At 74.7% G+C, this 26,804-nt stretch carries 22 protein-coding genes; 12 read left to right on the top strand and 10 right to left on the bottom strand.

Going from position 1 to position 26,804, the window contains the following annotated elements:
• The first annotated feature begins 83 nt into the window (after window positions 1-83).
• The 5 genes from ABZ945_RS15745 to sbnA are packed head-to-tail and all read left to right on the top strand — an operon-like array spanning window position 84 to window position 8,188.
• On the top strand, window positions 84-2,600 hold the full coding sequence (locus tag ABZ945_RS15745; RefSeq protein ID WP_361269003.1) for a Pls/PosA family non-ribosomal peptide synthetase: 2,517 nt from the start codon (window positions 84-86) through the stop codon (window positions 2,598-2,600).
• Entirely contained in the window at window positions 2,597-5,020 is a 2,424-nt protein-coding gene (locus ABZ945_RS15740; RefSeq protein ID WP_361269000.1) for an amino acid adenylation domain-containing protein, read from the top strand. Before ABZ945_RS15745 ends, ABZ945_RS15740 begins: the two co-directional genes overlap by 4 nt.
• The gene (locus ABZ945_RS15735; RefSeq protein ID WP_361268998.1) at window positions 5,017-6,015 is read left to right on the top strand and encodes a TauD/TfdA family dioxygenase; all 999 of its coding nucleotides are present in this window, start codon (window positions 5,017-5,019) and stop codon (window positions 6,013-6,015) included. Before ABZ945_RS15740 ends, ABZ945_RS15735 begins: the two co-directional genes overlap by 4 nt.
• Before the next feature lie 7 nt (window positions 6,016-6,022).
• Window positions 6,023-7,099, top strand: a complete 1,077-nt coding sequence (gene sbnB / locus ABZ945_RS15730) for a 2,3-diaminopropionate biosynthesis protein SbnB (protein WP_361268995.1) — start codon at window positions 6,023-6,025, stop codon at window positions 7,097-7,099.
• 33 nt (window positions 7,100-7,132) lie between these two features.
• The gene (sbnA, locus tag ABZ945_RS15725; protein WP_361268993.1) at window positions 7,133-8,188 is read left to right on the top strand and encodes a 2,3-diaminopropionate biosynthesis protein SbnA; all 1,056 of its coding nucleotides are present in this window, start codon (window positions 7,133-7,135) and stop codon (window positions 8,186-8,188) included.
• Here the strand turns inward: sbnA and ABZ945_RS15720 are convergent.
• From ABZ945_RS15720 to ABZ945_RS15680, 9 genes are all read right to left on the bottom strand, one after another.
• The gene (locus ABZ945_RS15720) at window positions 8,127-8,912 is read right to left on the bottom strand and encodes an FkbM family methyltransferase (RefSeq protein ID WP_361268991.1); all 786 of its coding nucleotides are present in this window, start codon (window positions 8,910-8,912) and stop codon (window positions 8,127-8,129) included. The genes sbnA and ABZ945_RS15720 overlap by 62 nt on opposite strands.
• Window positions 8,912-9,127 (bottom strand): Trm112 family protein, encoded by a 216-nt coding sequence (locus ABZ945_RS15715; RefSeq protein ID WP_361268989.1) that lies wholly within the window; start codon window positions 9,125-9,127, stop codon window positions 8,912-8,914. The genes ABZ945_RS15720 and ABZ945_RS15715 overlap by 1 nt, the downstream gene beginning before the upstream one ends.
• A 57-nt stretch (window positions 9,128-9,184) precedes the next feature.
• Entirely contained in the window at window positions 9,185-10,090 is a 906-nt protein-coding gene (locus tag ABZ945_RS15710; protein ID WP_361268986.1) for a hypothetical protein, read from the bottom strand.
• 2 nt (window positions 10,091-10,092) lie between these two features.
• Window positions 10,093-10,905 (bottom strand): class I SAM-dependent methyltransferase, encoded by an 813-nt coding sequence (locus ABZ945_RS15705; protein ID WP_361268984.1) that lies wholly within the window; start codon window positions 10,903-10,905, stop codon window positions 10,093-10,095.
• Window positions 10,902-12,239: a condensation protein gene (locus tag ABZ945_RS15700; protein WP_361268981.1), complete on the bottom strand. Its 1,338-nt coding sequence runs from the start codon at window positions 12,237-12,239 to the stop codon at window positions 10,902-10,904. Before ABZ945_RS15700 ends, ABZ945_RS15705 begins: the two co-directional genes overlap by 4 nt.
• Complete coding sequence (locus tag ABZ945_RS15695) at window positions 12,236-16,600, bottom strand: alpha-(1->3)-arabinofuranosyltransferase family protein (protein ID WP_361268978.1); 4,365 nt, start codon at window positions 16,598-16,600, stop codon at window positions 12,236-12,238. Before ABZ945_RS15695 ends, ABZ945_RS15700 begins: the two co-directional genes overlap by 4 nt.
• Window positions 16,597-17,316: a class I SAM-dependent methyltransferase gene (locus tag ABZ945_RS15690; RefSeq protein ID WP_361268976.1), complete on the bottom strand. Its 720-nt coding sequence runs from the start codon at window positions 17,314-17,316 to the stop codon at window positions 16,597-16,599. The genes ABZ945_RS15695 and ABZ945_RS15690 overlap by 4 nt, the downstream gene beginning before the upstream one ends.
• Window positions 17,313-18,677: a glycosyltransferase family 4 protein gene (locus tag ABZ945_RS15685; RefSeq protein ID WP_361268973.1), complete on the bottom strand. Its 1,365-nt coding sequence runs from the start codon at window positions 18,675-18,677 to the stop codon at window positions 17,313-17,315. The genes ABZ945_RS15690 and ABZ945_RS15685 overlap by 4 nt, the downstream gene beginning before the upstream one ends.
• 318 nt (window positions 18,678-18,995) lie before the next feature.
• Entirely contained in the window at window positions 18,996-19,970 is a 975-nt protein-coding gene (locus ABZ945_RS15680; RefSeq protein ID WP_361268970.1) for a DUF3068 domain-containing protein, read from the bottom strand.
• Window positions 19,971-20,155: 185 nt separating this feature from the next.
• On the opposite strand from ABZ945_RS15680, the gene ABZ945_RS15675 reads away from it, so the two are divergent.
• The 3 genes from ABZ945_RS15675 (at window position 20,156) to ABZ945_RS15665 (ending at window position 22,729) form a co-directional block, all read left to right on the top strand.
• Window positions 20,156-20,308, top strand: a complete 153-nt coding sequence (locus tag ABZ945_RS15675) for a hypothetical protein (RefSeq protein WP_248634001.1) — start codon at window positions 20,156-20,158, stop codon at window positions 20,306-20,308.
• Window positions 20,305-21,519, top strand: a complete 1,215-nt coding sequence (locus ABZ945_RS15670; RefSeq protein ID WP_361268968.1) for a helix-turn-helix domain-containing protein — start codon at window positions 20,305-20,307, stop codon at window positions 21,517-21,519. The genes ABZ945_RS15675 and ABZ945_RS15670 overlap by 4 nt, the downstream gene beginning before the upstream one ends.
• A 106-nt stretch (window positions 21,520-21,625) precedes the next feature.
• On the top strand, window positions 21,626-22,729 hold the full coding sequence (locus tag ABZ945_RS15665; RefSeq protein WP_361268965.1) for an AI-2E family transporter: 1,104 nt from the start codon (window positions 21,626-21,628) through the stop codon (window positions 22,727-22,729).
• Between the two features lie 59 nt (window positions 22,730-22,788).
• On the opposite strand, the gene ABZ945_RS15660 is transcribed toward ABZ945_RS15665, so the two are convergent.
• Complete coding sequence (locus ABZ945_RS15660; protein ID WP_361268962.1) at window positions 22,789-23,853, bottom strand: S1 family peptidase; 1,065 nt, start codon at window positions 23,851-23,853, stop codon at window positions 22,789-22,791.
• A 382-nt stretch (window positions 23,854-24,235) separates the two neighbouring features.
• Between ABZ945_RS15660 and ABZ945_RS15655 the strand changes: the two genes are divergently transcribed.
• The 4 genes from ABZ945_RS15655 to ABZ945_RS15640 all read left to right on the top strand — a co-directional run.
• Window positions 24,236-25,171, top strand: coding sequence for an XRE family transcriptional regulator (locus ABZ945_RS15655; RefSeq protein WP_361268959.1), 936 nt, complete (start codon window positions 24,236-24,238; stop codon window positions 25,169-25,171).
• Window positions 25,172-25,328: 157 nt separating this feature from the next.
• A complete protein-coding gene (locus ABZ945_RS15650; RefSeq protein ID WP_361268957.1) occupies window positions 25,329-25,565 on the top strand; it encodes a hypothetical protein in 237 nt (78 codons plus the stop codon).
• Window positions 25,566-25,757: 192 nt separating this feature from the next.
• The gene (locus ABZ945_RS15645) at window positions 25,758-26,699 is read left to right on the top strand and encodes an SDR family oxidoreductase (RefSeq protein ID WP_361268954.1); all 942 of its coding nucleotides are present in this window, start codon (window positions 25,758-25,760) and stop codon (window positions 26,697-26,699) included.
• The coding region (locus tag ABZ945_RS15640) for a catalase (RefSeq protein ID WP_361269255.1) at window positions 26,696-26,804 on the top strand (109 nt) is incomplete at its 3' end. The genes ABZ945_RS15645 and ABZ945_RS15640, both read left to right, overlap by 4 nt.

The following is a 26,804-nucleotide window of genomic DNA, read 5'->3' as shown; positions in this document are numbered from 1 at the left end:
GCCCCCACACACCGCAACACCGAAAATGCGGAGAAATCCGGCAGCCATGTCATACGCCACCCGTTCTGTCTCGAATACCTGCTATGACCGCCGGACTCACCGATACGCTCACCGGAATTCTGGCCGAGGTCACCGCCGCTCCGGCGGTCTCGGCCGAGAGTGACTTCTTCGCCGAACTGGGCGCGGACTCCCTGGTGATGGCCCGGTTCTGCGCCCGGGTCAGAAAGCACCCGGAGCTGCCTCCGGTCTCGATGCGGGACGTCTACCGCCACCGCACCACCGGGGCGCTGGCCGCGGCCCTCGCCGAGAGCCGCCCTCCCCGGCCCGAGCCCGAGCCGGAGCCGGATTCCCTGGCCGCCCCGGCAGGTCCGGGAGACGGCGGGTACGGGCCGTACCTCCGCTGTGCGGTGCTCCAAGCGCTGCTGTTCTGCGGGTACGCCTGCCTCGTCGCCGTGATCACCGCACGGGGCTATGAGTGGATCTCGGCGGCCGACGGCGCGCTGGACGCCTATCTGCGGTCAGTGGTCTTCGGCGGTGCGGCGCTGCTCGCCCTCTGCCTGCTCCCGGTGGCCGTGAAGTGGCTGCTGGCCGGGCGGTTCCGGCCGGGTCGGCGGATCCCCGTCTGGAGCCTGGCGTATGTCCGCTTCTGGCTGGTGAAGACCCTGGTGCAGGCCAATCCGCTGGTGCTGCTGGCCGGTTCACCGCTCTACTCCCTCTATCTGCGCTCGCTGGGCGCGCGGATCGGCCGGGGCTCGGTCGTCCTCAGCCGCCATGTGCCGGTCTGCGCCGATCTGTTCAGCTGCGGCCGGCGCTCGGTGATCCGCCGGGATGTGTACCTCAACTGCTACCGCGCCGAGGCCGGGGTGATCCACACCGGGACGGTGGCCGTCGGGGACGACGCGCTGGTCAGCGAGGCGACCGTGCTGGACATCGGCAGCTCGCTCGGCGACCGGGCCCAGTTGGGTCACGCCTCCAGTCTGCACAGCGGGCAGGCCGTCCCGGACGGCGAGCGGTGGTACGGCTCGCCCGCGGGGCCGGGCACGACCGACTTCCGGGCCGTGCCGGCGGTCGGCCGGGGCACCCTGCGCCGGATCGCCCACGGCGTGCTGACGGTGCTCGCGGTGGCGCTGGTGTACCTGCCGCTCGCCATCGGCGGGGTGGGCATCCTGTTCGCCGGGGTACCGCGGCTGGAGGCCGCCCTGGCGCCCGGGCCGACGGCGCTGACCTCCTGGGTCTTCTACGGGGAGGTGCTGGCCCTCGCCGCGGTGGTCTTCTTCGGGGCGCTGCCGCTGGGGCTGCTCTTTGTCGCCACGGTGCCCCGGCTGCTCGCCCGCGCGCTGCGCCCCGGCACGGTGTACCCGCTGTACGGGGTCCGGTACGCGGTGCACCGCTTCATCGCGCTGACCACCAACCGCCGTTTCCTGATGCGGCTGTTCGGCGACAGCTCGGCGGTCGTGCACTATCTGGGCGGCCTCGGCTACCGGCTGCGGCCGGTGACACAGACCGGGTCCAACTTCGGCACCGAGGTCCGGCACGAGAGCCCCCGACTGGCCTCGGTGGGCACCGGGACCATGGTCGCCGACGGGCTGTCGCTGCTCAACGCCGACTACTCGCACACCTCGTTCACGGTGTCCCGGACGGCCATCGGGCCGCACAACTTCCTCGGCAACCAGATCGCCTACCCCTCCCGGGGCCGCACCGGCGAGAACTGCCTGCTGGCGACCAAGGTGATGGTCCCGGTGGACGGCGAGGTGCGCCGGAACACCGGGCTGCTGGGCTCCCCCAGCTTCGCCATCCCGCGCACGGTGCGGCGGGACACCGCCTTCGACGACATCCGCGGCGACGGGACCGGGCTGCGCACCCGGCTGGCCGCCAAGAACCGGCACAACGCCGCCAGTATGGGCCTGTATCTGCTGACCCGGTGGCTGTTCTTCAGCTGGATCACCCTCCTCGTCACGGTGGCCGCCGAGCTGTACGCCGGGTACGGGGTGTGGGCGATCGCGCTCGCCAACATCGCGGCCGTGCTCTCCGGACCCCTGTACTTCGCCCTGGTGGAGCGGGTGACCACCGCCCGCCATCCCCTGCGGCCGATGTTCTGCTCGATCTACGACCGGCGCTTCTGGTACCACGAGCGCTACTGGAAGGTGCCGTCCGAGACCTATGTGCGGGTGCTCAACGGCACCCCGTTCAAGAACGCGGTGATGCGGGCCGCCGGCGTCCGGATGGGCCGCCGGGTCTTCGACGACGGCTGCCATCTGACGGAACGCGCCCTGGTCGCCATCGGCGACGGCTGCACCCTCAACGCGGGCAGTGTGGTGCAGACCCACTCCCAGGAGGACGGCGCCTTCAAGTCCGACCGCTCGGTGCTCGGTGCCGGGTGCACGCTCGGCGTCCGCGCCTTCGTCCACTACGGCGTGGTGCTGGGCGACGGGGCGGTGCTGGCGCCCGACACCTTCCTGATGAAGGGCGAGTCCGTGCCGCGCCGGGCCCGCTGGGGCGGCAACCCGGCCCGCCCGCTGCCCGTCCCCGTACCGGTCCGGACCCCCTCCCCCACCCCCGTACCGCATCCGGCCAGGACTCCGGAAGGCAGCCGGCCATGAACACCGAAGCCGCACCCCCGCCCGTAGCCGACCGCACCGCCCTCCCGTCCTGGACCCGTGCGCCCCGCCCCGGCGCCGCCGAGCACATCGAGCCGCTGCCCGCCGAGCTGACCGAGGCCCTCGGCCGCACCGCGCGGGGGCTGGGGGTGCCACCGGCCACGGTCTGTTTCGCGGCACACCTGCGGGTGCTGGCGGCGCTCAGCGGCTCGACCGAGATCACCACCGGCTACGGGGCCGGGGTGGTGCGCCGGGTGGCGGTCACCGCCCCCGACTGGCGCGGGCTGGTACGCGCGGCCCATCGGGCGGCGGCCGAGAGCACCCCCGCCGCCCAGCCTTCGGATGTCGTGTTCGACCCGGTCGGCACCGAGGCCGCTGCCGCCGGGCGGGCCGGGCTGCGGGTCGCCGTGCTGGGCGGCGAACGCCCGTACGCCCTGCGGCTGCGCTACCGCACCGAGCTGCTCGACGCACCCGCCGCCGCCCGGATCGCGGGCTACCACCGGACCGCGCTCGCCCTGCTCACCGCCGACCCGAAGGCGCCGCAGGCCGGGCAGAGTCTGGTGTCGGCGGCGGAGATCCGCTACCAGACCGAGGAACTGGCCGCCGGGCCGCACTGCCCGCTCCCCGACCTGCGGGCCCATCAGCTGTTCGAGCGGCAGGCCGCCGTCCGCCCGGACGCGGTGGCCGTGGTCCACGGCGAACGACACTGGACCTTCAGGGAGTTGAACGTCCGCGCCAACCGGCTGGCGCACGCACTGCTGGCCGAGGGGCTGCGCCCCGAGGACCGGGTCGCGGTGGTGCGGGAGCGCGATCCGGAGTGGATGGCCTCGGCGCTCGCGGTGCTCAAGGCGGGCGGCGCCTATCTTCCGGTGGAGCCGCACTTCCCGGCGGCCCGGATCGCCCGGATGCTGGAGCGCGCCTCCTGCCGGCTGGTGCTGACCGGCGCCGGGATCTCCCCCGGCCTCACCGAGGCGCTGGCCGACCGGCCCGGCACCGCGATGCTGGACGCCGAAGCCGTCTCCGCCGGGCCCGGGGCGGAGGCCGACCCCGGGTTGCCGATCGGCCCCGGTCGGCTGGCCTATGTCTACTTCACCTCCGGCTCCACCGGTGAGCCCAAGGGCGCGATGTGCGAGCACGCGGGGCTGCTCAACCATCTGCTGGCCAAGATCCGCGATCTGGGGGTGGACGCCGGGCAGGTGGTCGCCCAGAGCGCCCCGCAGTGCTTTGACATCTCGCTCTGGCAGCTGCTGGCGGGTCCGCTGACCGGAGGACGGACGCTGCTGGTGGAGCAGGCGGCGGTACTGGACGCCGACCGGTTCCTGGACACCGTGGAACGGGGCGGGGTCACCGTGCTCCAGGTGGTCCCCTCCTATCTGGACGCCCTGCTGGCCGCCCTGGAGCGGCATCCGCGCGAACTGCCCGAGCTGCGCTGTGTGTCGGTGACCGGCGAGGCACTCCGGCCGGAGCTGGTACGCCGCTGGTTCGCGGCCCGCCCGGGCGTCCCCCTGGTCAACGCCTACGGGCTGACCGAGACCTCCGACGACACCCACCACGAGATCCTGCACCGGCCCCCGCCGGGCGACCGGATTCCGCTGGGGCGGCCACTGCCCAACGTACGGGCGTATGTGGTCGACGAACGGCTGCGGCCGGTGCCGCTGGGCGCCCCCGGCGAGCTGGTCTTCTCCGGGGTGTGCGTGGGCCGCGGCTATCTGGGCGACCCCGAGCGCACCCAGGCGGCCTTCCCGGACGACCCGCTGGACCCCGGTCACCGGCTCTACCGCAGCGGCGACCTCGGCCGGTGGACCCCGGACGGCAAGCTGGAGTTCCTCGGCCGCCGGGACGGCCAGGTGAAGGTGCGCGGCTTCCGGGTGGAGACCGGCGAGGTCGAGAACGCCCTGCTGCGGGTGGACGGGATACGGGACGCGGCCGTGGTCGTCGGCCGGCCACCCGGCGGCGCGGCCCGGCTGGTCGCCTTCTGCGCCGGGCCCCGCCCGATAGCCGACGACCGGCTGCGGAGCCAACTCGCCCGCCGGCTGCCGGAGTATCTGCTGCCGGACGCCTTCCACTGGCGGTCCGCGCTCCCGCTCACCGCCAACGGCAAGACCGACCGGAAAGCACTGGCGGAGCTGGACACCACCGAAGCAGCCGCGTCCGGCCCCGAGGCTCCGCGCGGCCCGGCCGAGGAGCGGCTTGCGGCGGCCTGGGCGGAGGTGCTGGGCGTTCCGGTGGAGCGCGTCGGCCGGCGGGACCACTTCTTCTCGCTGGGCGGCGACTCGCTGTCGGCGGTCCGGCTCGCCGTTCGGCTGGACCGCTCGGTCTCCGTCAGCGACATCACCGCCCACCCCGTACTGGCCGATCTGGCCGCCCTGCTCACCGATCGTTCCCGTGACCGATCCGATTCCCGGCAAGGAGTACGACGATGACGTCCCCGACTCCGCTGATGGCCGTCCGGCCCACCCGGCAGCCCGAAGCCCCACCGATCATCGACGCCCCGCCCGGCGACCCCGGCGGCTGGGCCACCGCGCACCGCGAGGAGCTGCGTACCACGGTGACCCGGTACGGGGCGGCGCTGGTCCGGGGCCTCGGTCTGAGCACCCCTGACGAGGTGGCCGCGGTCGCCGATGGACTGGGCGCGGCGCCCATGGTCGAGCGCGAGGCGCTGGCCACCCGCCGGACCTACCGGCCCGGTGTGTACTCCTCCGCCGACTGGCCGCCCCAGCAGCGTATGTGTATGCACCATGAGTCGAGCTACACCCTGCCGTGCCCGTCCCTGCTGCTGATCGGCTGCCTCACCGCGCCCGGCACCGGTGGGGAGACCGGCATCGCCGATGCCGCCGCCGTGCTGGACGCCCTCCCCGAGCAGCTGGTGCGCCGCTTCGAGACCGAGGGCTGGCTGCTGACCCGCGCCTACCAGGACGAGATCGGAGCCACCCTCGGCCAGGCCTTCGGCACCGAAAACCCGGGCGAGGTGGCCGCGTACTGCGGTGCGCACGCCATCGAGACCGAGTGGCGGGACGGCGGCGGGCTCCGCACCCGTCAGCGGCGCCCCGCCGTGGTACGCCATCCGGCCGACGGCCGCCGCTGCTGGTTCAACCAGGTCGCCTTTCTCAACGAGTGGACGCTGGACCCTGAGGTCCGGGAGTACCTGATCGAGATGTACGGCGCCGACGGGCTGCCGTTCACCACCCGCTACGGCGGCGGCGATCCGATCGACGAGGAGACGGTACGGCTGATCAACGCGGCCTACGCCGAGCACACCGTGCTGCGCCCCTGGCGCTCCGGCAATCTGCTGGTCCTGGACAACCTCCGTTCCGCGCACAGCAGGGAGGCCTACGAGGGGCCTCGGGATGTCGTCGTGGTACCCGCCGACCCGGTCCGGCTGTCCGCCCCCGCCCCCACCATTCGAGATTCGAGGTGACTGAGCCATGCCGCTCGCCCCCATCCCCGCCCCCGCGGCGCCCCTCGCCTCCGCGCAGGCCGCCGGCGCGCCGTCCTTCGCGGTCGTCTCCGGTGACCAGGTCCAACGGGCCCTGCTCGGACGGGAGAAGGAGCTGGTCCAGGTGGTGGAGGCCGCCTACCGGCTGCATGGCGCGGGGAGGTCGGTCAACCCTCCCTCCTCCTTCCTCCGCTTCACCGACCGGCCGACCGCCCGGATCATCGCCCTGCCCGCGTCGATCGGCGGGGAGGTCGGAGTGGACGGGATCAAGTGGATCTCCAGCTTCCCGGCCAACACCGCCACCGGGCTGCCCCGGGCGTCCGCGGTGCTCATCCTCAACGACCCGGTGACCGGCTACCCGTTCGCCTGTCTGGAGAGCTCGATCATCAGCGCCAGCCGTACGGCGGCGTCCGCCGTCTCGGCGGCCGACCGGCTCAGCCGGGGCCGGCCGCGGCCTCGGCGGGTGGGCTTCTTCGGCGCCGGGCTGATCGCGCGCTATGTCCACACCTTCCTGGCCGCCACCGGCTGGGAGCCGGAAGAGATCGGGGTGTACGACACCTCTCCCGCCAGCGCCTCGGCGTTCCGGCTCTATCTGGAGCAGTCCGGCGGACATGGCCGGGTCACCGTGCACCCGGGGCCGCGCGAACTGGTCGGCTACAGCGACCTGGTGGTGTTCGCCACCGTCGCCGGAGCGCCGCATGTCCACGACCCCTCGTGGTTCGCGCACCATCCCCTGGTGCTCCATCTGTCGCTGCGGGACCTCGCCCCGCGCGTCCTGCTGGACGCGGTGAACATCGTGGACGACATCGAGCACTGCCTGCGGGCCGCCACCTCGGCGCAGCTGACCGAACAGCTCACCGGTAGCCGGGAGTTCCTGCACGGCACCCTGGACGATGTGCTCACTGGCCGGGTCACCGTGCCGGCCGACCGGACCGTGGTCTTCTCCCCGTTCGGCCTGGGCGTCCTGGACCTCGCGGTCGGCAAGTACGTCTACGACGAGGTGGCGGCGTCCGGGGAACTCCGGGTCGCCGACGGCTTCTTCCACGAGCTGCGCCGCTACGGCTGACCACCCCACCCACCCTCCGAGGAGGAATCCGCCGTGCCCGTCATCTCGGTCCCCCACGCCTTCAACGAGGAGGACCTGTACATCGACCTGCGGGGCCACCTCGGCCGTCCGCTCTACCTGAAGTGCGAGGGGTTCAACTTCGCCGGTTCCATCAAGCTCAAGGCCGCCCGGGAGATGGTCGAGTCCGCCGAGCGGGAAGGGGCGCTCACCCCCGGCTCGTCCATCCTGGTCGAGTCCTCCTCGGGCAACCTCGGGGTGGCGCTCGCCATGATCGCGGCGAGCAAGGGGTACGGCTTCCTCTGTGTCACCGATGCCCGTTGCAACCTGGCGACCCGGCTGCTGATGGAGGCGCTCGGCAGCCGGGTGCATGTCATCCGGGAGCCGGATCCGGAGAGCGGACTGCTCGGCGCCCGGCTGGCCTACGTTCGCAGGCTCTGCGCCGCCGATCCGCGCCATGTCTGGCTGAGCCAGTACACCAACCCGGCCAACTGGCGTGCGCACTACCGCAGTACGGCTCCCGCCATCGCCCGCGCCTTCCCCCGGCTGGATCTGCTCTTCGTCGGCGCCGGGACCACCGGCACCCTGATGGGCTGCGCCCGGTTCTTCCGGGAGTGGCACCGCCCGGTGCGGGTGGTCGCGGTGGACAGCGCGGGCTCGGTGAGTTTCGGGGGCCCGCCGGGCCGCCGGATGATCCCGGGGCTGGGCATGAGTGTGCCGCCACCGCTGCTGGACCGCTCCCTGGTGGACGACGTGGTCAGCGTGGACGAGGCCGACACCGTGCGCACCTGCCGCCAACTGGCCCGTCGGGGCTTTCTGTTCGGCGGCTCCACCGGCACGGTCGTCAGCGGCGCGGCGGCCTGGCTCGCCGAGCACGACGCCGATGGCGTCCATGAGCTGACGGCCGTGGCGATCTCGCCCGACCTCGGCGAGCGCTATCTGGACACCATCTACCAGGCCAACTGGGTGGAGGCCCTGTACGGCGCCGACGCCCTCCGCCCCGCCGCCACCCCCGCCGGGACCGACCCGTTCACGGCAGCCGGCGCACCGCCCCGGGGGTCCGGCCCCCGGGCAGGAAGAGCACCGAGTTGACATACCTCTCCCGGCCGGGCGCCAGGGTGCGCCGGAGCATGCCGCGGTGCACCAGATGCTCGGTGCGGCGCTGGTAGGCGGGGAGGTCGAAGCCGGTGAGCGGGCGCCAGCCGTCGGAGAGCAGCACCCAGCCCGCGTAGCCGTGTTCGGTCGCCAGCAAGTCCACCACGGGGGTGATGGGCCGGATACGGGTCTCCAGCTCCACCAGCAGCGCCGGGCGCCGCCGGTCCAGGACACCCCGCGCCCCGCGCAGGGCGGCCAGTTCGCCGCCGTCGGTGTCCACCTTGATGAAGACCACGTCCCGCACCCCGAGGCTGTCCACGGTCACCGTGGGCACCTCGACGCTGTGTCCGTGCACCCCGGCGCGGGTCAGCGAGGAGAGGCCGCGGTCCCCGTTGTCGCCGTCCGGCAGCCACAGCTCGGCGGTGCCCTCCCGGTCGGAGGCGGCGGCCTGCACCACCCGAACGTTGGCGGGCAGGGCGGCCCGGAGATGGGCCGCCAGATGCGGGACCGGTTCCACGGTAACCACCCGGGTGCAGCGGTCGGCCAGCCGCCGCGACCAGGGCCCGAACCAGCCTCCCAGGTCGATGGCGGTGCCGCCGGCCGGGCAGTAGTCGGTGAGCCGGGCCAGTTCGGGTTCCAGCCTCGGGTACAGCGCCCGGGCGGTGGCGCCGACCAGCCCGGTGGGCAGGTGGGCGGCGACGGAGGCGGCCAGGGTGCCCATCAGCCCTCCGTCCGGGGTGAACGGTCGGCGGCCGCGGCAGCTGCGCCGGCCAGCGGTGTCCCGGAGGAGGGGAGCAGCTGCGGGATGCCGTCCACGATGGGGTAGCGCAGCTTCAGCCGCGGGTTGACCAGGGCGTCCTGGGTGGGCAGCAGGGTCAGCGGACCCTTGTCCAGCGGGCAGACCAGGATGCTGAGCAGCGGATCGTCGGGGGACATGGTGGGCTCCTTCACAGGGGGCGGCTCTCACGGGGGCGGATCTCACGGGTGCTGATGTCAGGTGTGCGGGCGGAGGGGCGCGGCCGGGGCCGGGACGTCATGGCGGGGCAGGGTCAGCAGGACGCCCAGCGCGAGAGCGGTCCCGGCCAGCCTGAGCGCCAGCGGCAGGGGCTCCGCGGGCAGCGACTCGCCGAAGGCGAAGGTGCCGAGGACGGCCGCGAAGACGCAGCTGACCGTGGTGCAGACGGGCACGATCAGCGAGGCCCGGCACCGTTGCAGCGCGGCCTGGGACATCACCAGCCCGGCGGCGGCCGTGCACAGCAGCAGATACGGGTACGGGGAGGCCGCCAGGGCCAGTGCGGCGTCCACCGGGCCGTCGCCGTACGGGAGCGAGGAGGCACCCTTGACCGCGAGCGAGCTGACGCCGTACAGCAGCCCCACCGCCACCCCGTAGCCGATGCCGCTGGTCGGCATCCGGTGCGGTCGGCGGGCCCGCTGGTCCACCCTTCCGTACAGCCAGATCCCGGCGGCGAGCGCGGGCAGGCAGACCAGCAGCACCGTCGGCCAGGGCGCCGAGCGGCCGACGCCGTCCCCGTCGCGGAGCGAGGCGACGACCATGACCAGGGCGGCGAGCACCGCCGGCAGGGCGTGCCGCTCCCGCCCCGAGGTCCGTTCGCCGAGGACCGCCGAGGAGAGCAGCAGGAGCAGCACCAGGCCGGAGACGAAGATGCCCTGGGCGGCGGCGATCGGCAGGGTGCGGTAGACGGCCAGCTGGGCGGCGAACCCGGCGGCCAGGGCGAGGGACCCGGCCAGCCAGGCCGGGCTGGCCGCCAGGGTGAGCACGGTACGCAGCGGGCGGGCGGCGGACAGCTCCGGCAGCCGGCCCAGCGCCCGCTTCTGCAGGACGAAGCCCACGCTGTACAGCGCGTTGGCGAGCAGCGCGGCCGCCACGCCCCACCACACGGCTACCGCCGCCGGGCGTGCGCCAGCAGGATCGACGCGGCCGAGGGGACGGCGCAGGCCACCCGGTCGGCCAGCCGCAGCCCGCGCGGCACCCCGTGGAAGGGCGCACCGGAGATCCGGACCTCGGCGAAGCCGGACGCCTGGAGGAAGGAGCGCAGGGCTCGGGCGGTGTAGAGGCGCAGATGGCCCACCACCTCCCGGCCCGGGCGGCCGTGCACCCCGCGCAGACTCACCTCGGAGAACACCGGCTGCACCCCGGCCAGCAGCAGCGCCCGGTTGTACCAGGCCGCCAGGTTGGGGGTGGAGAGCATCAGATGGCCGCCGGGCCGCAGCACCCGGCGCAGCTCGTCCAGAGCGGCGTCCGGATCGACCAGATGCTCGATGACCTCGCTGAACAGCACCGCGTCCGCGCAGCCGTCCGCCAGCGGCAGCCCCCCGCCGTCCAGTTCGCCGCGCACCACCCGGTCGACCCGGGTACGGGCCCGGCGCAGCGCGTCCTGCGACCAGTCGACGCCGACCAGCCGGTGGCCGGTGAGCAGGGGTGCGGCGGTGGCCGCGGCGGTGCCGTCGCCGCAGCCGATGTCGAGGACGAGCGCCCCGTCCGGACCGTAGGCGGCGGGCGGGCCCAGCGCGGCGGCCAGCAGTACGGCCTGGCGGCGGGAGCGGGCGTCGCCCGAGGCGACGGGGACGGCCGGGTCCTCGTAGAAGTCCCGCAGGCCGTGCAGAACGGGCCGGGCCCCGGCGGTGTCGGTGGTTCCGGTTTCCTCGGTTGCCCCGGTCGTTGCCTGGGGTGCCCCGGTCGTTGCCTCGGTCATGGTGTCTCCCCCTGGGCCGGGGCGCCGGTGGCGGCCAGATGGCGGGTGAACAGCTCGCGGAGCACTTCGGCGTCCTCCTCGCCGAGCAGGGCCCGGGACCAGCGCAGCACCAGATGGAGCCGTCCGCCGGTGGAGGCGGTGGTGAAGGTGAGCCCGCGCGGCATCCGGGCGGGCGCGGAGAACCAGACCCGCTCGGCCCGGCCCGCGTCGCCGAAGTCCAGTGGATAGGGGACGCGGCCGATGTTGCTGAGCAGGGTGGTGGAGGTCCAGGGCGCGGCGAGCTGCCGCAGCGCCCGGGTGGCGCGCGCCCGGACGGCCACCGGGGCGACCGGGGCGGTGAGCAGCGCGGCGCCCAGCCCGAGCGGGCGGCGGGGCAGCGTCTTCAGCAGCCGGGTGCGTTCGGCGGTGCGGCCGAGCAGCTCGGCCGGGTCCGTCCCCGGGGCGGTCTCCGCCGCGGAGTAGGCCACCTCGACCAGCCGGGTGCCGTTGCCGATCGGCATCCCCGGGCCGCGCGGGCGGTCGTCCACCGGCATGGTGATCCGCACCGGCCGGTCCTGGTCCCCGCCCCGGCGCCGGTTCCAGTCGGCGACGGTGAGCGCGGTCGCCACCAGCAGCTGGTCGTTGACGGTATGGCCGGAGCCGGGTGCCCGGCGGGGCACCGGCAGTTCGCAGACCAGCATGCCGTTGCCGGGGGCGGGCGGTCCCGGGTGCCCGGTGGCCACCCTGGCGGGGCGGCCGGGGGTACGGGCCGGCCGGGTGCCGGCCGCCGGGCCCGTACCGCCGCCGCCCGGTGCGGACCGGGTCGGTGGCTCGGCGAAGGGCGGGGCCCCGCCCGCGTACACCTCGGCGGCGGTGGCCGCGATCCGTAGGCAGGCCGGTCCGTCCATGGCCGCGTGGTGGAGGGTGAACAGCAGGACGCAGCCGGGCCGTTCGGGTTCCTCGACCACATCGAGCCGCAGTGGCGGGGAGGCGGTGAGCGGTGGCGGTTCGGCCAGCGCCCGCCCGCGCGCGGCGGCCAGCGCCCCGGCCACTCGGGGCGGGAAGGCGACCACCTCGGTGTCGGGTGCGCCGGTCAGCTCCCAGGCGTAGCGCAGGGCGAGCGGACGGGGTGCCCGCTGGCGGACCAGGGCGCGCGGATGGCGGGTGAGGGCGGTGGCGACGGCGGCCCGCAGCCGCTCCGGGTCGGGCCGCCCGGGCAGATGGATCTCGATATGGACGGTGTCGGGCTCGTCCGGGTCGGCGCAGTGCCGGGCGATCTCGTCCACCACCGGGAACGGCAGCCGTCGCGGCGGTCCACCCGGCCGGGCGGAATGCTGCTGGTGGGTGGCGGTCATGGCGTACTCCTCGGGTGGTGGTGCTTCCCGCGGCCCGTGTCCGTCTCCGCGTTCGTTTCCCTGACCGACTCCGGGTTCGTTTCCCTAGTCGTTTCCTCGGCCGTTTCCTTCGGGGTTTCCTCCGTTTCCCGGCCCGGGCCGCCCGTTTCCCGGTCCGGGCCGCCCGTCTCCCTGGGGAAACCGCGGTCGGGCCGCTCGTCCGGTTCACCGGCCCGGTGCAGCCCGCGCGGGCGGATCGGGCCGACCGTCACCAGGGCGGCGAAGAGGGCGAACAGGGCCAGCAGTTGGGCCGTGCTGCCGAACGCGCCCCGGTCGGTGGCGAAACCGTCGTCGGCGCCGAGCGCGGCCACCACTCCGGCCGCCGTCATCGCCCCGAACGCCACCAGGGCCAGCAGTCCGGGCCGCAGCCAGGCCACCACCGCCAGCAGCGGCACCAGCAGGGCGAGCGGCCCTGCCACGATCACGGCCGCCGCGGTCAGCACCAGGCAGCCGAGCAGGAGCCCCGGGCCGGGCGGCGCCTCGGTGAGGCCGACGGACCGGCCAGTGGACGGACCGGCTGCCTGGTCGGGGGCGGCCGGGCGGCGGCGGCCCACGGCCAGCGCGGCCAGGGCGAGCAGCAGCACCCCGGCGCCGATCAGCCCGGCCTGGTAGAGGGTGGCGGGGGTGTACTCCAGGGTGACCGTGCCACCGGTTCCGGCGGGCACCAGCCAGCCCTGCTGCCAGCCGTCCAGCCGTACCGGCTCCAGCTCCTTGCCGTCGAGGGTGGCCCGCCAGCCTCGGTTGGCGTTCTCATGGAGCTGGAGGTAGGAGGCGGTGCCCGCGCCGACGCGGACGGTTCGGCGGTCCGCGTCGCCGGTCAGCTCGCCCAGCGGGCGGGAGGCGCCGGCCGCGGCCTCGGGGTCCGGGTCTCCGGTGCTCAGGGTGACCGAGGTGAGGGCGAGCGGCCCGGTGTCCCCGGCCTGGACGGTGTGGGTGCGGCGGTCCAGCGCGACCGTGCCGCCCTCGGTGCAGGGGGTGACCGCGATCGGCCGGCGCTCGGTGAGGTCGCGGACCCGGCCCTCGGCGCGGGTGGCGAGGAACCGCCCGTCCACCGAGAGGATCGGGCCCTGGCCGCAGGGCAGACTGAACCGGGTGCCGGGGTCGGGCTGCGGGGAGCGGAACCTCTCCAGCGCCGGGATGTACACCTCGCTGAGCCCGACCGGGAGTTGCAGCCGGTCGTCGGCGACCGGGTTGTGCAGGGTGAGCGGGGCGCGCCGGGAGATGGTGATGTCCATCCGGTCGGTGCTGATGGGGGCGAAGCGGGCCATCCCGTTCTCGTCCACGGAGGCGATCGCGGTGCCGTCCGGGGAGCTGATCTGCACCTGCTCGGGGCGGGTGGAGAGCCCGCCGGCGGCGGCGAAGACGATCTCGCCGACCGAGGTCCGCTCGGGCCAGCGCAGCCGCAGGACCGGGCGTTCCCCGGCGATCCAGGCGGTGGTGAGGTCGCCGTCGGTGAGGTTGCGCGGGGAGAGGGCGGTGCCCAGCCGGGCGGTGGAGTCGGCGGTGACGGTGATCTGCCGCTGCCGTCCGGTGAGCCGGTAGAGCAGCTGGTCCAGGGCGTCGCCGGGCACCGGAAGGGCGGTGGCGCGCACGGTGTAGTCGCCCTCGCGGACCGCCTCGAACTGCCGGTTCAGCCCGGTCTCGGCGGTGACGGCGGAGAGCCCGCCCGGGTCGGAGCCCCGGTTGAGGGTGTAGACGACGGAGTCGCCCGGTTCGTCGGGGGTGTCGGCGGGCAGCGCCAGGGCGCGGCTGACCTGGAGTCCGGGGACGGTGATCTCACTGAACCCGGCGCCGGTGAGTCCGGGCCGCCCCTGCTGGGAGTCGAGGATGGTGACCTTCAGCCAGGCGGCCTGGCCGGGTGGGGCGGGCACGTCCTGCGGGGTGCCGTCGGGGCGCAGCGGGCTGTCGCGGTGGCCGAGGTCGGTCTCCACCCGGACGACGGTGGGCGCGGCGCGGACGTCCCCGCCGGGCAGCGGGGTGAGCCGGATGGTGGCGGGGACGGCGGTGCGGCCGGTGAACTCGACGCGTACCCATTCGCCTTCGGGGCTGGCGGGTGAGCCTTCGGCCCAGCCGGTGTCCGGGTTGCCGTCGAAGGCGCCGACCGGGTCGTACTGGGGCAGGTGGAAGAGCCAGTTGCCGACGGAGGAGGCGGTGACCGAGGCGGCTCCGCGCAGTACGGCGGTGGTCTGGTGGCCGGCGCCGCGGATGGGGAGGATCTGCCGGGGTGCGGCCCCGGGGTCCTGGACTGCCTCGGCGGGGTTGCGCTCGTCGGCGGTGTAGGTGTGCGAGGTACCGGAGTTGACCAGGCCGAAGCGGGTGTCGGCGCGCCGCATCCCGTCCCCGGAGGCGTACACCGGAGGCTTGTCGACGCCGGGGTGGGCGTCGCCGGTGAGGACCGCGGGCCGACCGGTGAGGGTGTCGCCGGCGGAGAGCGGGAGCAGGGTCTCGGGGCCGCCGCTGACCACGGCGGTGCCGGCGACCGGGGTGAGGCGGGCCGGTCCGGGCGCGGGCAGTGCGGCCGGCGGGGCGTAGACCTCCACGGCACGGCGGCGCGGGTAGAGCGCCTCGACCTGGACGGGGGTGTCGTCGGCGATCCGGCCACCGGTGGTGACCGGGCCGAAGCCGGCGACCCGGCGGAAGCCGGAGGCCTCCAGGGTGCGGACGACGGTGGCGGTGGGGACGTAGCCGAGCTGGTCGGGGTCGAGGTCGTTGCGGACGACGACATGGCGCAGCCCGGCCCGGTTGAGGTATTTGGCGAGTCCGGGGACCTCGCCGCCGGAGGTGAGGGCCTGTTCGACGGCGTCCATGGCGCGCCGGTTGCCGGGGGTGCCGAAGGGCACGTAGTCGCGCTGGGCCCAGGGTGAGCGGGCCAGCGCGTGCAGCGGCTGGTCGATGGGCGAGCCCCAGGTGTAGATGCCGTGCGCGGTGGCGGGCACCACCAGGGCGCGGTCCTTGGGCGCGTTCTTCGCCAGCCAGTCGGCGGTGGTCTCCCAGTAGGCGGGCAGTTGGCGGAAGGAGCCGGGCTGGAGCACCCGGCCGTCGAGGTAGGGCAGGAAGAGTCCGGGCAGCACCAGCAGCGCGGCGAGCGCGGGCAGATGGCGGCGCACACGGGTCCTGGTGGCTCCGGCGGTGAGGTGGGCGAGACCCAGGATCAGGGCGAGGGCGAGGCCGGTCTGGAACTTGTAGATGTTGCGGAACGGGGCCAGGGTCCCGTCCAGCCACTGCTGTACGGAGCCGTGGAACGGCGCGCCGAGGGCGCCGCCGTAGCCGGCCAGGGTGATCAACGCGACGGTGAGCACGGTGAGCACCAGCCAGCGCCGTTCGGGCAGGTCGCGGCGGGCGAGTCCGGCCAGGCCCAGGGCGGCGGCGAGCGCGGAGCAGCCGATGACCAGGACCGAGGTGGCGACGGCCCAGCCGGCCGGCAGCCAGGGGTCGCCGAAGTCGAGGTAGCCCACCCAGTTCCCGGCGCCGCGCAGCAGTTCGGTGGCGGACATGGTGGAGGTGGTGGTGTGGGCGGTCTCCACGTACGGCATGAAGTTCTCGCCGTATCCGCCGAGCAGCAGCAGCGGCACGGTCCACCAGGCGGTGGCGGCGACGACCAGCGGGGTCCACCAGGCGATGAGGGCCCGTTTGCGCGGGCCGCCGGGGCGGCTGAGCAGATAGAGCCCGGCGGGCAGCAGGGAGGCCAGCGTGGAGGCCGCGTTGACGCCGCCCATCAGCGGGATGAGCAGCGCGGAGCGGGCCGCGGCGAGCCTGGGCGTGAGCCGGGGGTCGGTCAGCGGCAGCAGCACCCAGGGCAGCAGGGCGCCGGGCAGCGCGGCGGCGGAGGTGGAGCCGACCACCGTGGTGTACGTGGGCCACAGGGCGTAGACGGCGGCGGCGAGCAGCCGGCTGCGGTCGGAGCCCACCGCGAGGCGTTCGGCCAGCCGCAGCGCACCCCAGAACGCGGCGGACACCACCAGGGAGAGCCAGAGCCGCTGGCTGAGCCAGACGGGCAGCCCGACCAGGTCGGCGGCGGCGTGGAAGGGCAGCATCGGGATGGCGTAGCCGATGTACTGGTCGGCGATGCCGCCGAAGCCGGCCCGGTCGTGCCAGAGGGTGCCGAGGTCGGCGAGGAAGCCCCAGGGGTCGGTGACCACCCCGAGCTTGGTGTCGAAGGTCATCCGCCCGGGTGCGGCGGCCAGGAAGGCGGCGAACACCACGGCCCAGAAGCCGGCCAGCCAGCGCCGGGAGCGCGGGCGCGGGCCGGACGGCCGGGCGGGGCCGGGGTCGGGGCGGCCGGGCGGCGCGGCGGGCGGACGGATGTGCAGTGTGCTGGTCATGGGCACCGCCGGAGGATGAGGAGGAGGTTCCAGGTGGCGAACTCGCGCACCACCGGCAGCCGGGGCGCGAGTTCGGGGAGCAGCGGCCAGTAGCGCGAGCGGGCGGTGACGATCCGTACGTCGGTCCGGGCGCGGACCTGGCGCAGGGTCCGGCCGACCCCGACCGGGAAGAGGTTGACGCCGAGCCGGTGCTTGGCGGTGCGTCCGGTGCGCCGCTCGTAGCGGTGGCGGGCCCGTTCGGCGCCGAGGTAGTGCCAAGGGGCCCACTCGTGGCCGCCCCAGGGGGAGAGCCAGTTGGTGAAGGAGAGGTAGACCATGCCGCCGGGCTTGGTGACCCGCACCATCTCGCTGAGGAAGGTGGCGGGGTCGGCCACATGCTCCAGGACGTTGGAGGAGAAGCAGACGTCGGCGGCGCCGTCGGCGAGCGGCAGCAGATAGCCGTCGGCCCGTACCGCCGCTCCGGCGGGGGCGGCGGCCAGTTCGGCGGCGTCCGGTTCGAAGAGGTAGCCGTGCGCGCCGCGCCGGCGGAACTCGGCGGTGAAGTGGCCGCGTCCACCGCCGATGTCGACGACCGTCCGGCCGTCGACCCGCAGATACCGCTCGACCTGATCGGCGGCGTCCCGGGCCAGCAGGTCGTAGACGGCCGCCGGATCCTGCTGCTCGCGCAGAAAGGCGCGGAAGAGGGTGAGGGAGCGGTGGAACGAGGGGTCCTTCACGCGCGGGCACCGCCGCCCGACCGGACCGGCGCCGCCTCGGCGAGCCGCGCCCCGTCCCGTACGGGCATGGGCACGGCCTCCGGCAGCGGGGCGCCGGCGGCCTCCAGCGCGACGGCGCGGAAGCGGCGGACCGTGGCGTGCCAGCGGTAGGCCTCGGCGTGTTCGGCGGCGGCCCGGCCCATGGCGAGGCGCCGTTCGTGGTCCAGGGCCAGCGCGCACCAGGCCGCGGCGAACGAGGACTCGCCCCGCGCCAGCAGCCCGGTCACCCCGTCCACCACCGAGTCCCGCAGTCCGGGGACGTCGAATGCGAGGGTCGGAGTGCCATGGGTAGCCGCCTCGGTGACGACCAGGCCCCAGCCCTCCACCGCGGCCGGGTGCAGCAGCAGCCAGGAGGCGCCCAGCAGCTTGTGCTTGGCCTCCTCGGTGACATGGCCGGTGAACTCCACGCCCGGGCCGGCCATCCGCTCCAGCCGGGCCCGTTCGGGGCCGTTCCCGGCGATGACGAGGCGGCCGCCGGTGACCGGCCGTACCCGCTCCCACAGCCGCAGCAGCATGTCGACCCGCTTGTAGTCGACCAGCCGGCCGAGGGCGGTGAAGACCGGCTCGGCCGCACGGGGGGCCGTCACCCGGGGCTCGCTGACCCCGTTGGGGACCAGCCGGATCCGGTCGCCCGGCACCCCGATCCCGCGCAGTGCGGCGGCGGTCGACGGGGAGACGGCGACCAGCAGGTTCCCGGCGTGCGCCCGGGCCAGCGCCCAGTGCTCCAGCAGCCGTCCGGCCCGGGCCAGCGGGCGGGGGAAGCGCATCCCCCACAGGTCGGTGTGGACGTGGTTGACCAGGCAGAGGGTGGGCCCGTCGTGCCAGAGCGGGGCCAAGTACGGCATGCCGTTGCAGACCTCGACCAGCAGGTCGCAGGAGCCGACCTGGCGGGCGAAGGCCCGGCGCGCGCCGAGGAAGTGGCCGAGGTCGGACCCGGCGGACACCACCCGGTAGGACCGGTGCACGGCCGGGCCGCCGCAGAGCAGCGTCACCTGGTGCCCCTCCGCCACCAGCCCGCGCGCCAGCTGGTCCACCAGCAACTCCGAGCCGCCGGCCGAGGGATGGGACAGATCGCGGTGGGCGAGGAAGACGATATGCCGCGGCCCTGCCGTCGCCGGGCGGCCTGCCCACTCGGCCGCCGGACCGGGGGCGGGACCGGACGGCAGTGGACCGGCCAGGGCACCGGCAGCGGGTTCGGAGAGGAGAGCGGCCGGGGGGCCGGGCGCGGGTTCGGTGGTGGTGCCTGCCGACGTACCGGACCGCGGCCCGGGGGTGCGGGTGGGGTGCGGGCCGGTGCGTGGGGAGGGGACGTGCCGGGGCATGCGGTGCTCCAACGTGTCGGGTGCCGCGAGGTGCCGGCCGGGGCGCGGCGGGGCGCGGCGCCGCCCGAGGGCCGCGACGGGGCCGGGGCGGTGGCGAGGCGGTGGGTCCGCCGGGGTGCGGGTGAGGGTGCCGGGGGCCGGCGGCAGAGGGCGGGTACGGGCGGGGCGAGGTCGGGAACAGGGACGGGTGACCGGTGGGGGCGTGCTCAGTGGTCCGGCCAGTGTCCGGGGTGGTTCCAGCCACGGCTACTCACCGGTATGACAACTTCGGCGGTCGCGTGGGCGCCGTTTTTCGTCCTCAGGTGAGCATGGGGACCGTCAGGTGAGACGTTCCGGCGCCGTCTCGGCCGCCCGTCGGCGCCGTCCGGCGCGGACCAGCAGCACCGTGCCGCCGGCGGCCAGGAGCGCGCCGAGGATCCCGGCCGCGACCGGGACCATGCTGCCCAGCAGCGCGAGCCGGCGGCTGTCAGCCGAGGCCAGGGCCACCTGGTGGCGCTGGGTGGCGGGGGTGAAGGCCAGCCGGTCGCTGTCCAGCAGCACCACCGCGTCCTTCTTCGCGCCGGGCGCCCGCAGGGTCTTGCGCGGGCCGATGGCCGCGAAGACGATGCGCCCGGTGGCCCGGTCCACCACCAGCTCGATACGGCTGTTGGCGTACCACTCCTCGGCCAGCACCTGCGGGGTGCGGGGGCGCCCCACCAGCCGTCCGGGCACCTGGCGCACCCCGGTGCGGGTCGGCTCGACGCTGCCGGTGAAGCGCAGCCCCTCGTACCCCTGGATCCGCGTCCGGCCCGCGTAGCCGAGCCGGACGGCCGCGCCCAGGGTGCCGTCCCACCAGCGGTAGGAGCGTTCCTCCACGTCGAAGGGGAACTTCAGATAGGCCTCGCCGTCGAAGACCGGGGTCTCTTGGCAGCAGTGCACCGGCTCGTTGGTGGCGCGGTCGGTGACCCAGCGCTCCAGCGTCCACTGGAGGGAGTCCCGTACGTCGGTGGCGGGCAGGGTGTGGTCGGCGTCGACCGAGGTGGACACGTCCCAGACCGCGTTCCCGCTGCGCAGGCTGTCGGCGACGTCGCCGCGTACCTGGCGGGTGATGGTGAGGCGCCGGTCGTCCACGGTCTTCAGCGCCGAGGTGTCGAAGTAGCTGCCGGTGCCGGTGAAGACGGTGGTGGTGTCGGTGTCGACGGGGGTGCGCTTGGCGTGCGGCAGCACATGGCCGGCCAGCAGCGGGGCGAGGACGAGGAGGAACACCCCGGCGCCCAGCAGGGCGAGGGGCAGGGTCAAGGCGGTGCGGCGCATCCGGGCAACTCCTGGACGAGGCTGTCGGTGGGAGGCGCACGGACCCCGGGCCGGTCAGCCCGTCGTTTCCGGACCCGACCGTAGGCCTGCCCTTGACTCCGCGTCAATGAGCTGGTGACACTGGGCCATTCGCCGGTGGGGGCCGGCCGCTTCGTGGGACGAGCCGCCTGCAAGGAGACCCGCCCATGCGCACCCTGACCGCCGTCGCGATCACCGTGGTGGCCGCCGCGGCCCTCGCCGTCGCCGCCGCCTTCGCCGTGGTGGCCCTGCTCGACGCACCTCCCGAGCAGCCCAACACCCCGCTGATCAGCTACGACACCTCCCCCACCGGCCGATGACCACGCACCGGCCGCTCAGCCGCAGCGCCTGGAGCGAGGTGCCGCCCCGGCAGGTGGACGAGTTCGCCCACCGGGTGCTGGCCGAGTCCGACGAGCTGGCGCACGCCATCCTGCGCGAGATCCGCCAGGACTTCCCCCATCTGCGGCTGGTGGAGGACGAGACCGGTGAGCCGCTGGCGCTGGTCGGCATCCGCCGCGCCATCGAGGGGTTCGTGCAGCACCTCGCCGCCGGGGCGCAGAACCCGCGGGTGCCGCCGGCGATGTTCCAGCAGTTCGGCCGGGGGGAGGTACGGGTGGGGCGCAGCCTGGACTCCCTGCAGGCGGTCTACCGCCTCGGGGTCCGTCTCTCCTGGCGCCGGTTCGCGGACATCGGCCAGCAGGTCGGGATCGCCGCCCCGGCCATGTACGAGCTGGCCGAGTCCGGGTTCGAGTATCTGGACGGTCTGGTGGAGCAGTCGGTACGCGGCTATGCCGAGGCGGCCGCGCGTCGCGCCGGGGAGCGGCTGCGGTTGCAGAAGCAGCTGATCGACCTGCTGCTCACCGACCACCACGCCGATCCGGCGGCGGTGCTCGGCGAACGCGCCGCCCGGGTCGGCTGGGAGCTGCCGGAGACGGTCTGCGTCGGGCTGCTGGTGCGCCCCGCCCGGGAGGCCGTCGCCCCGGCGGTCGGCGAGGAGATCCTGCTCGACATGGACGCCGAGCAGCCCCGGGTCGTGGTGCCCGAGCCGGACACCCCGGGGCGGCTGGACCTGGTGGAGCGGGCCGCCGCGGGCTGGTCCGGGGCGCTCGGCCCGGTGGTGCCGCTCGCCCGGGCGGCGGTCTCGCTGCGCTGGGCGGCGACCGCGGTACGGCTGGTGGAGAACGGCGCCCTGCCCGCCGGCCGGGTGCTCAACTGCACCGACCACACCCAGGAGTTGCTGCTCCTGCCCTCCCTGGAGCTGATCGACGCGGCCGCGGCCCGCCGGCTCGCGCCGCTGGACGCGATGAGCCCCGCGCAGGCCGATCGCACCGCCGCCACCCTGCTGGCCTGGATCGAGACCACCGGCGGCGCCCCCGAGGTCGCCCAACGGCTGGACGTCCACCCGCAGACCGCCCGCGCCCGGCTCCGCCAGGTCCGTGAGCTGTGGGGCGACGCGCTCGACGACCCGGACCGCCGCTTCGAGATGCTTCTCCTGCTCCGCGCCCGCCGGCTGCGCCGCGCTCCGGAGTGACGGCGGCGGGCCGGGGCGCGTCCCGGCCCCGCCGAAAGCGGTGCCGAGGCGCGGGCACCGCCCCCCGTCCCCCGGGGTGTGAGCAGCGCCCCCATAGGGTGACGCCATGCCTGCCACCCTGAGCTCCAGAAAAACCGCCGCGGCGCTGCGCACTTCGGCCCGTGTCTCCCTCGACCTGCTGCTGGTCCTGGTGATCGCGGCCGTTGCCGTGTGGCTGCTGGGGCGGATGTGGTCGATCGTCTGGCCGCTCGTGGTGGGCCTGCTCCTCACCACCCTGACCTGGCCGCCGGCCCGCTTCCTGCGGCGGCGCGGCTGGCCGCCCGCCCTGGCCGCGTCGGTGGTGACCGTCCTCTTCCTCCTGGTCGCGGCCGGCGTCCTGGCGCTGATCGTGGTGCCGGTGGGGTCCGAGTCCGCCGAGCTGGCCGACGGCGTGGTCGAGGGTCTGAAGACCGTACGCGACTGGGCCGCCGGTCCGCCGCTGAACATCGGCGACGACCAGATCACCAAGGCCATGGACTCCGGGATCGCCCGGTTGCAGGACAGCGCGGGCAGCGCGGTCACCACCGTCGTCACGGGGGTGAGCACCGTGTTCGACGGCATCGTCACCACCGTGCTGGCGCTCTTCCTGATGTTCTTCTTCCTCAAGGACGGCCCCCGCTTCCTGCCGTGGCTGACCCGTCAGCTCCCCGGCCGGCTCGCCGTCCACCTCCCGGTGGTGGCCGAGCGCGGCTGGAACACCCTGGGCTCCTTCGTCCGCTCCCAGGCGTTCGTCGGTCTGCTCGACGCGGTCTTCATCGGTCTTGGCCTGTGGATCGTGGGCGTGCCCCTGGTGCTGCCGCTGGCCGTGCTGACCTTCGTCTCCGCGTTCGTGCCGATCGTGGGCGCCCTGTTCGCCGGCTTCGTCGCGGTGCTGATCGCCCTGGTGTCCAACGGCCTGACCGACGCGCTGATCGTGCTGGCGATCATCGTCCTGGTGCAGCAGCTCGAAGGGAACGTCTTCCAGCCCATGATCCAGAGCCGCGGACTCGGCCTCCACGCGGCGGTGGTCCTGCTCGCGGTCACCCTCGGCGGCAGTCTCGCCGGCGTCGTGGGCAGCCTCCTCGCGGTCCCGGTCGCCGCGCTGATCGCGGTGGCCTGGAACTACGCCCGCGAACAGCTCAGCGACCCGCCCGGGGAACCGGCGGACGCGCCCGCCGCCCCGGCGGCCTAGGATCCACCAGCCGGGACGACGGGACCGCGGAGCGCCGAGGGGAGTCGGGGCTCCGCGGGTCAGTAGAGCTCGACTCCGTAGTGCTGGAGGGCTTCGGTGACGGGCTGGTAGTAGGAGACGCTGTCGGAGCCGCAGGACAGGTTGCTTCCGGAGGCGATGCCGTAGGCGGTGGTGCCGGAGAACAGCGGTCCGCCGCTGTCGCCCTTCTGTGCGCAGACACTGGTCTTGATCAGGCCGGTGACGCTGCCCTGGGCGTAGTTGGCGGTGGCGTTCAGTGCGGTGACCTTCCCCGTGCGCACGCCGGAGGTCGAGCCGCTGCGGGTGACGGTCTGGCCGACGACGGGGTCGCCGGCCGAGACGATGTCCTGGTGGGTGCCGCCCCCGGTGGAGACATCGCCCGGAGGGGTGTCGCCGCCCCGATAGCGCACCAGGGCGAAGTCGTTGCCGGGGAAGCTGGAGTTGACCGTGTCCCCGAGCACCCGGGTCTTGGACTTGTCGGCGTACCAGGTCTTGGCCGCGTTGCCGCAGTGGCCCGCGTCGAGGAAGTAGTACGTGGAGTCCTTCGTGACGTTGAAGCCGAGCGAGCAGCGGCTGGAGCCGAAGTAGACGGCGTCGCCCCCGCTGGCGGTGGGGCTCAGCTCTCCCGGGATCCGCTCGACGCGTACGGCGGCCCCCAGGGAGCGGGCGGTGCGGGTGAGTGCCGCCATCCGGGTGCCGGTGACGGTGGCGTCGGCGGAGACGACGACCTGGTTGGACACCGGGTCGATGGCCCAGGCGGTGCCGGCGATCCGGGCATCGCGGCCGAGCACGGCGACGGCCCGGTCGAGTTCGGCGCCGCTGCGGCCCACCGGTACGGGCACGGCACCCCGGGCGCGTACCGCCGCGGCGGCGGCGCGGTCGGTGACGGTGATCACCAGCCGGCCGTTCTCCAGGTAGGAACCGGCGCTTCGGGCGCGTCCGAGGTCGCGCTGAAGGCCGGCGGCGAGGGTGTCGATCCCCCTCGCGTCGGCGGGTTCGGGGGCGGGGGTGGCGGCCTGTGCGGGTGACAGGGCCATCGCGCCGGCGATCGTGGCGGCGGCGGAGAGGGCCAGGGCGAGGCTCCGGCGGGAAGGGGTGAGGGGCAAGGGAGTGCTCCTTGGGGAGGGGGGCGGCATCGGCGGTGCTCACTCTGACGCGGACATGACAATCCAGGCCCGCATGGCACCTCGGACGGCTGACGGAAGGGCCACCGGGGCCGATCCGCCCCGGTCACCGGAGCGGATGGTGCGGCACCGCGGTGGGACCAAGACTGGACCGGAGCGTCAGCCACACACAACCCCAGTCCGGCGGGCGGGTGTTGACAACCGCGGACAGAGCTGTTGACGCGGGCCGCAGCGCCCGTCCGGACGCTTCCCCCCTTCCCCGCTCCGGCCTTCCAGGCCCCGGGGAGCCTGGACCGGGCGCCCTGGGGAGTGCCACCATGCGGGTGCCATCCACCGGCGGCGTGGCACGCAGGGAGGGGGTCCGATGCCCCGGCAGCAGCCGATCACCGAGCCGGACGAGTTCGCCCGCGTACTGAAGGCGGCGCTGAGCCGCCGCGGCCTTCCCCTCAGCCGGGTGGTGGCGCACCTGGCCCGTCGCGGCATCCCGTTGAGCGCGGCGGCCCTCAGCCTCTGGCAGCGCGGGCAGCGCCGCCCGGAGCGGACGGCCTCCCTCCGGGCCGTGGAGGAGCTGGAGTCCATCCTGGAACTCGACTCCGGGACCCTGACCGATGTGCTCAGACCCGCGCCCCCGCGCGGCGCGAGCCTCCTGCCGGCGGCCGATCCCTCGGCGCTGCGCCGCCTGCTCGGCACGCGGTCCTCCGCCGAGCAGGCCCTGGGCACCTCGATCGAGCGCCTCAACGAGCATCTCCGGCCGGTCAGCATCCGGGATGTCGTCCACCTCGACCGCGACGGCCGGGTCCACCGGGTCACCGTGTTCCACGCCCTGCGAGCGCTACGTGACGGGGCCGACCGTCTGACCGGCATCTTCCAGCTCGACGCCGGACAGATCCCGCTGCGGGACATCACCGTGCACTCGGGAAGGCTCGGCGCCACCCGTCTGGACCGGGCTCGCAACTGCCTGGTCGTGGAGTTCGCCTTCGGCAGGTCACTGGCCAGGGGCGAGACCTCGATCATCGAGTACGAGCTGCTGATCGGAGGACGTGACGCGGCACCGGTCACCTGTCACGAACGCGTCATCAGAAACCGGCTGCGCGACCTCGTGATCCAGGTCCGCTTCCACCCCGAGACCACTCCGGCGCACTGCGCCGTCCACAGCCGCCGGGATCTCGGCGCCACCCCCCGGAAAGTCCGCCGCATCCCGGTCGACGCCTCTCCCCAGGCACATGTCATCCTGCGCGACCCGCCCCCCGGGATCCACAGCCTCTCCTGGACCTGGCCCCCCGGCGCTCCCCCCTCCTGAACCCCGGACCACGCGGGCCTCCAGCAGATCGGCAGGCGGGCGGAAGGGCGCCCAGGGCGCGCGTCCATTCGACGGATATCGGGGCGGGAGGTGCCGTGTCGCGTGCTGAGAGGGCATGGATATGCACGTTTCACTGGCATCTGTCAAGGAGGTAGAGATGCGCGTGCGCAACGCTGTCGTCACCACGGTCGCCCTGGTGGGCCTGTCGATCGCCGGGGCTTCTTCCGCCCTCGCGTGCGAGCGGCACGACGGCCCGGACCGGTCCGCCGCCGGTGGCTACTCGAACGAGGGCTTCGCGGGGCGGTACTCCAACATCGGCGGACCGGCCGGGCTGACCACGGCCGAGGCCGCCGGGTACGACCATGACGGCGGCTTCGTGGTCGAGGGCTTCTGAGCCCTTCGGCCGCACCGGCGGGCCATGCCCGGGTGCCCCGCTCTCCCCTGCGGCAGCCGCCGCGGGCCGGAGGCGGGGCACCCGCGTGCCGGGACGCCGGGACGTTCGGGCGTGGTCGCCGTGAGGGGCGCAAGGTACCGGCCTCGTCAGGTCCGAGGTCGTGGGCGGGAGCCGACGCGGAAGGAGCCGAAGATGGGGCGGAACAGCACCGGAGCGGGCGTTCGCGGGGGCGGGGGGCCGTTGTACGGGCGGGTCGCGGTGGTGACGGGCGCGGCGCGCGGTGTCGGTGAGGCGCTCACCCGGCGGCTGTCGGCGGCGGGGATGCGGGTCGCGCTGGTCGGGCGCGAGTACGGGACGCTCTGCCGGGTGGCGGCCTCGCTGCCCACGCCGGGTGTCTGCGTCGAGACGGATGTCACCGACCGTGCCGCGCTCGACCATGCGGCCGGTGAGGTGGCCCGGCGGCTCGGACCGGCCTCGGTGGTGGTGGCCAACGCGGGGATCGCCACCGGTGGGCCCTTCGCCGCGACCGACCCCGACCTGTGGCAGCGGGTCGTGGACGTCAACCTCGGCGGGTCCGCCAACACCGCCCGGGCCTTCCTCCCCCAGCTCACCCGCACCGGCGGCTACTTCCTGCAGATCGCCTCCACCGCCGCCTTCGGCTCCGCGCCCATGATGAGCGCCTACTGCGCCTCCAAGGCCGGGGTGGAGTCCTTCGCCCAGGCGCTGCGCGGCGAGGTGGAGCCCGACGGGGTCACCGTGGGCATCGCGTACCTCCACTGGACCGGCACCGACATGGTCGCCGGCATCGAGGACCACCCGGTGCTGCGCGCGCTCCGCCGCCACCAGCCGGGCTTCGTCCGCCGGGTCCACCCGCCCGCGCGGGTGGCCGACTGGCTCGCAGGCGGCATCGCGCACCGCGCCCACCAGATCTACGCGCCGCCCTGGCTGCGCTGGTGCCAGCCGCTGCGCCCGCTCTTCCCCGCGCTGGTCACCCGGATCGCCCGGCGCGAGCTGCGCAGCACGTCCACCGCCGAGCTGGGGGCCGATGTGCGGCTGCTGGGGGCGGGCGGGCGCGCCGACTGGGACTCGTTCGCCTCGGCCCGCCCCGGTCCCGAGCGGCGCCCGCCCGGCTGAGAGGCGCGTACGACGAGCACTCGCTCACCGTCGGACCGGGCGGGCCGATCCTGCTCCAGGACGCCTACCTGATCGAGCAGATGGCGCAGTTCAACCGGGAGCGCA

This window comes from Streptomyces sp. NPDC046887 (genome assembly GCF_040644755.1).
In the GTDB taxonomy this organism is placed as follows: Bacteria; Actinomycetota; Actinomycetes; order Streptomycetales; family Streptomycetaceae; genus Streptomyces; species Streptomyces lichenis.
The sequence above is the reverse complement of the archived record's forward strand: the minus strand, read 5'-3'. Positions and strand labels throughout refer to the sequence as shown.

Bases quoted from the DNA above. Each gene is read 5' to 3' on its own strand.
- ABZ945_RS15655 (WP_361268959.1), top strand. From the start codon at position 24,236: ATGCCCCGGCAGCAGCCGATCACCGAGCCGGACGAGTTCGCCCGCGTA.
- ABZ945_RS15675 (WP_248634001.1), top strand. From the start codon at position 20,156: ATGCGCACCCTGACCGCCGTCGCGATCACCGTGGTGGCCGCCGCGGCC.
- ABZ945_RS15700 (WP_361268981.1), bottom strand. From the start codon at position 12,239: ATGACCGCCACCCACCAGCAGCATTCCGCCCGGCCGGGTGGACCGCCG.
- ABZ945_RS15695 (WP_361268978.1), bottom strand. From the start codon at position 16,600: ATGACCAGCACACTGCACATCCGTCCGCCCGCCGCGCCGCCCGGCCGC.
- ABZ945_RS15645 (WP_361268954.1), top strand. From the start codon at position 25,758: ATGGGGCGGAACAGCACCGGAGCGGGCGTTCGCGGGGGCGGGGGGCCG.
- ABZ945_RS15650 (WP_361268957.1), top strand. From the start codon at position 25,329: ATGCGCGTGCGCAACGCTGTCGTCACCACGGTCGCCCTGGTGGGCCTG.
- ABZ945_RS15720 (WP_361268991.1), bottom strand. From the start codon at position 8,912: ATGGGCACCCTGGCCGCCTCCGTCGCCGCCCACCTGCCCACCGGGCTG.
- sbnB (WP_361268995.1), top strand. From the start codon at position 6,023: ATGCCGCTCGCCCCCATCCCCGCCCCCGCGGCGCCCCTCGCCTCCGCG.
- ABZ945_RS15740 (WP_361269000.1), top strand. From the start codon at position 2,597: ATGAACACCGAAGCCGCACCCCCGCCCGTAGCCGACCGCACCGCCCTC.
- ABZ945_RS15680 (WP_361268970.1), bottom strand. From the start codon at position 19,970: ATGCGCCGCACCGCCTTGACCCTGCCCCTCGCCCTGCTGGGCGCCGGG.
- ABZ945_RS15705 (WP_361268984.1), bottom strand. From the start codon at position 10,905: ATGACCGAGGCAACGACCGGGGCACCCCAGGCAACGACCGGGGCAACC.
- ABZ945_RS15670 (WP_361268968.1), top strand. From the start codon at position 20,305: ATGACCACGCACCGGCCGCTCAGCCGCAGCGCCTGGAGCGAGGTGCCG.
- ABZ945_RS15735 (WP_361268998.1), top strand. From the start codon at position 5,017: ATGACGTCCCCGACTCCGCTGATGGCCGTCCGGCCCACCCGGCAGCCC.
- ABZ945_RS15745 (WP_361269003.1), top strand. From the start codon at position 84: ATGACCGCCGGACTCACCGATACGCTCACCGGAATTCTGGCCGAGGTC.
- ABZ945_RS15685 (WP_361268973.1), bottom strand. From the start codon at position 18,677: ATGCCCCGGCACGTCCCCTCCCCACGCACCGGCCCGCACCCCACCCGC.
- ABZ945_RS15665 (WP_361268965.1), top strand. From the start codon at position 21,626: ATGCCTGCCACCCTGAGCTCCAGAAAAACCGCCGCGGCGCTGCGCACT.
- ABZ945_RS15715 (WP_361268989.1), bottom strand. From the start codon at position 9,127: ATGTCCCCCGACGATCCGCTGCTCAGCATCCTGGTCTGCCCGCTGGAC.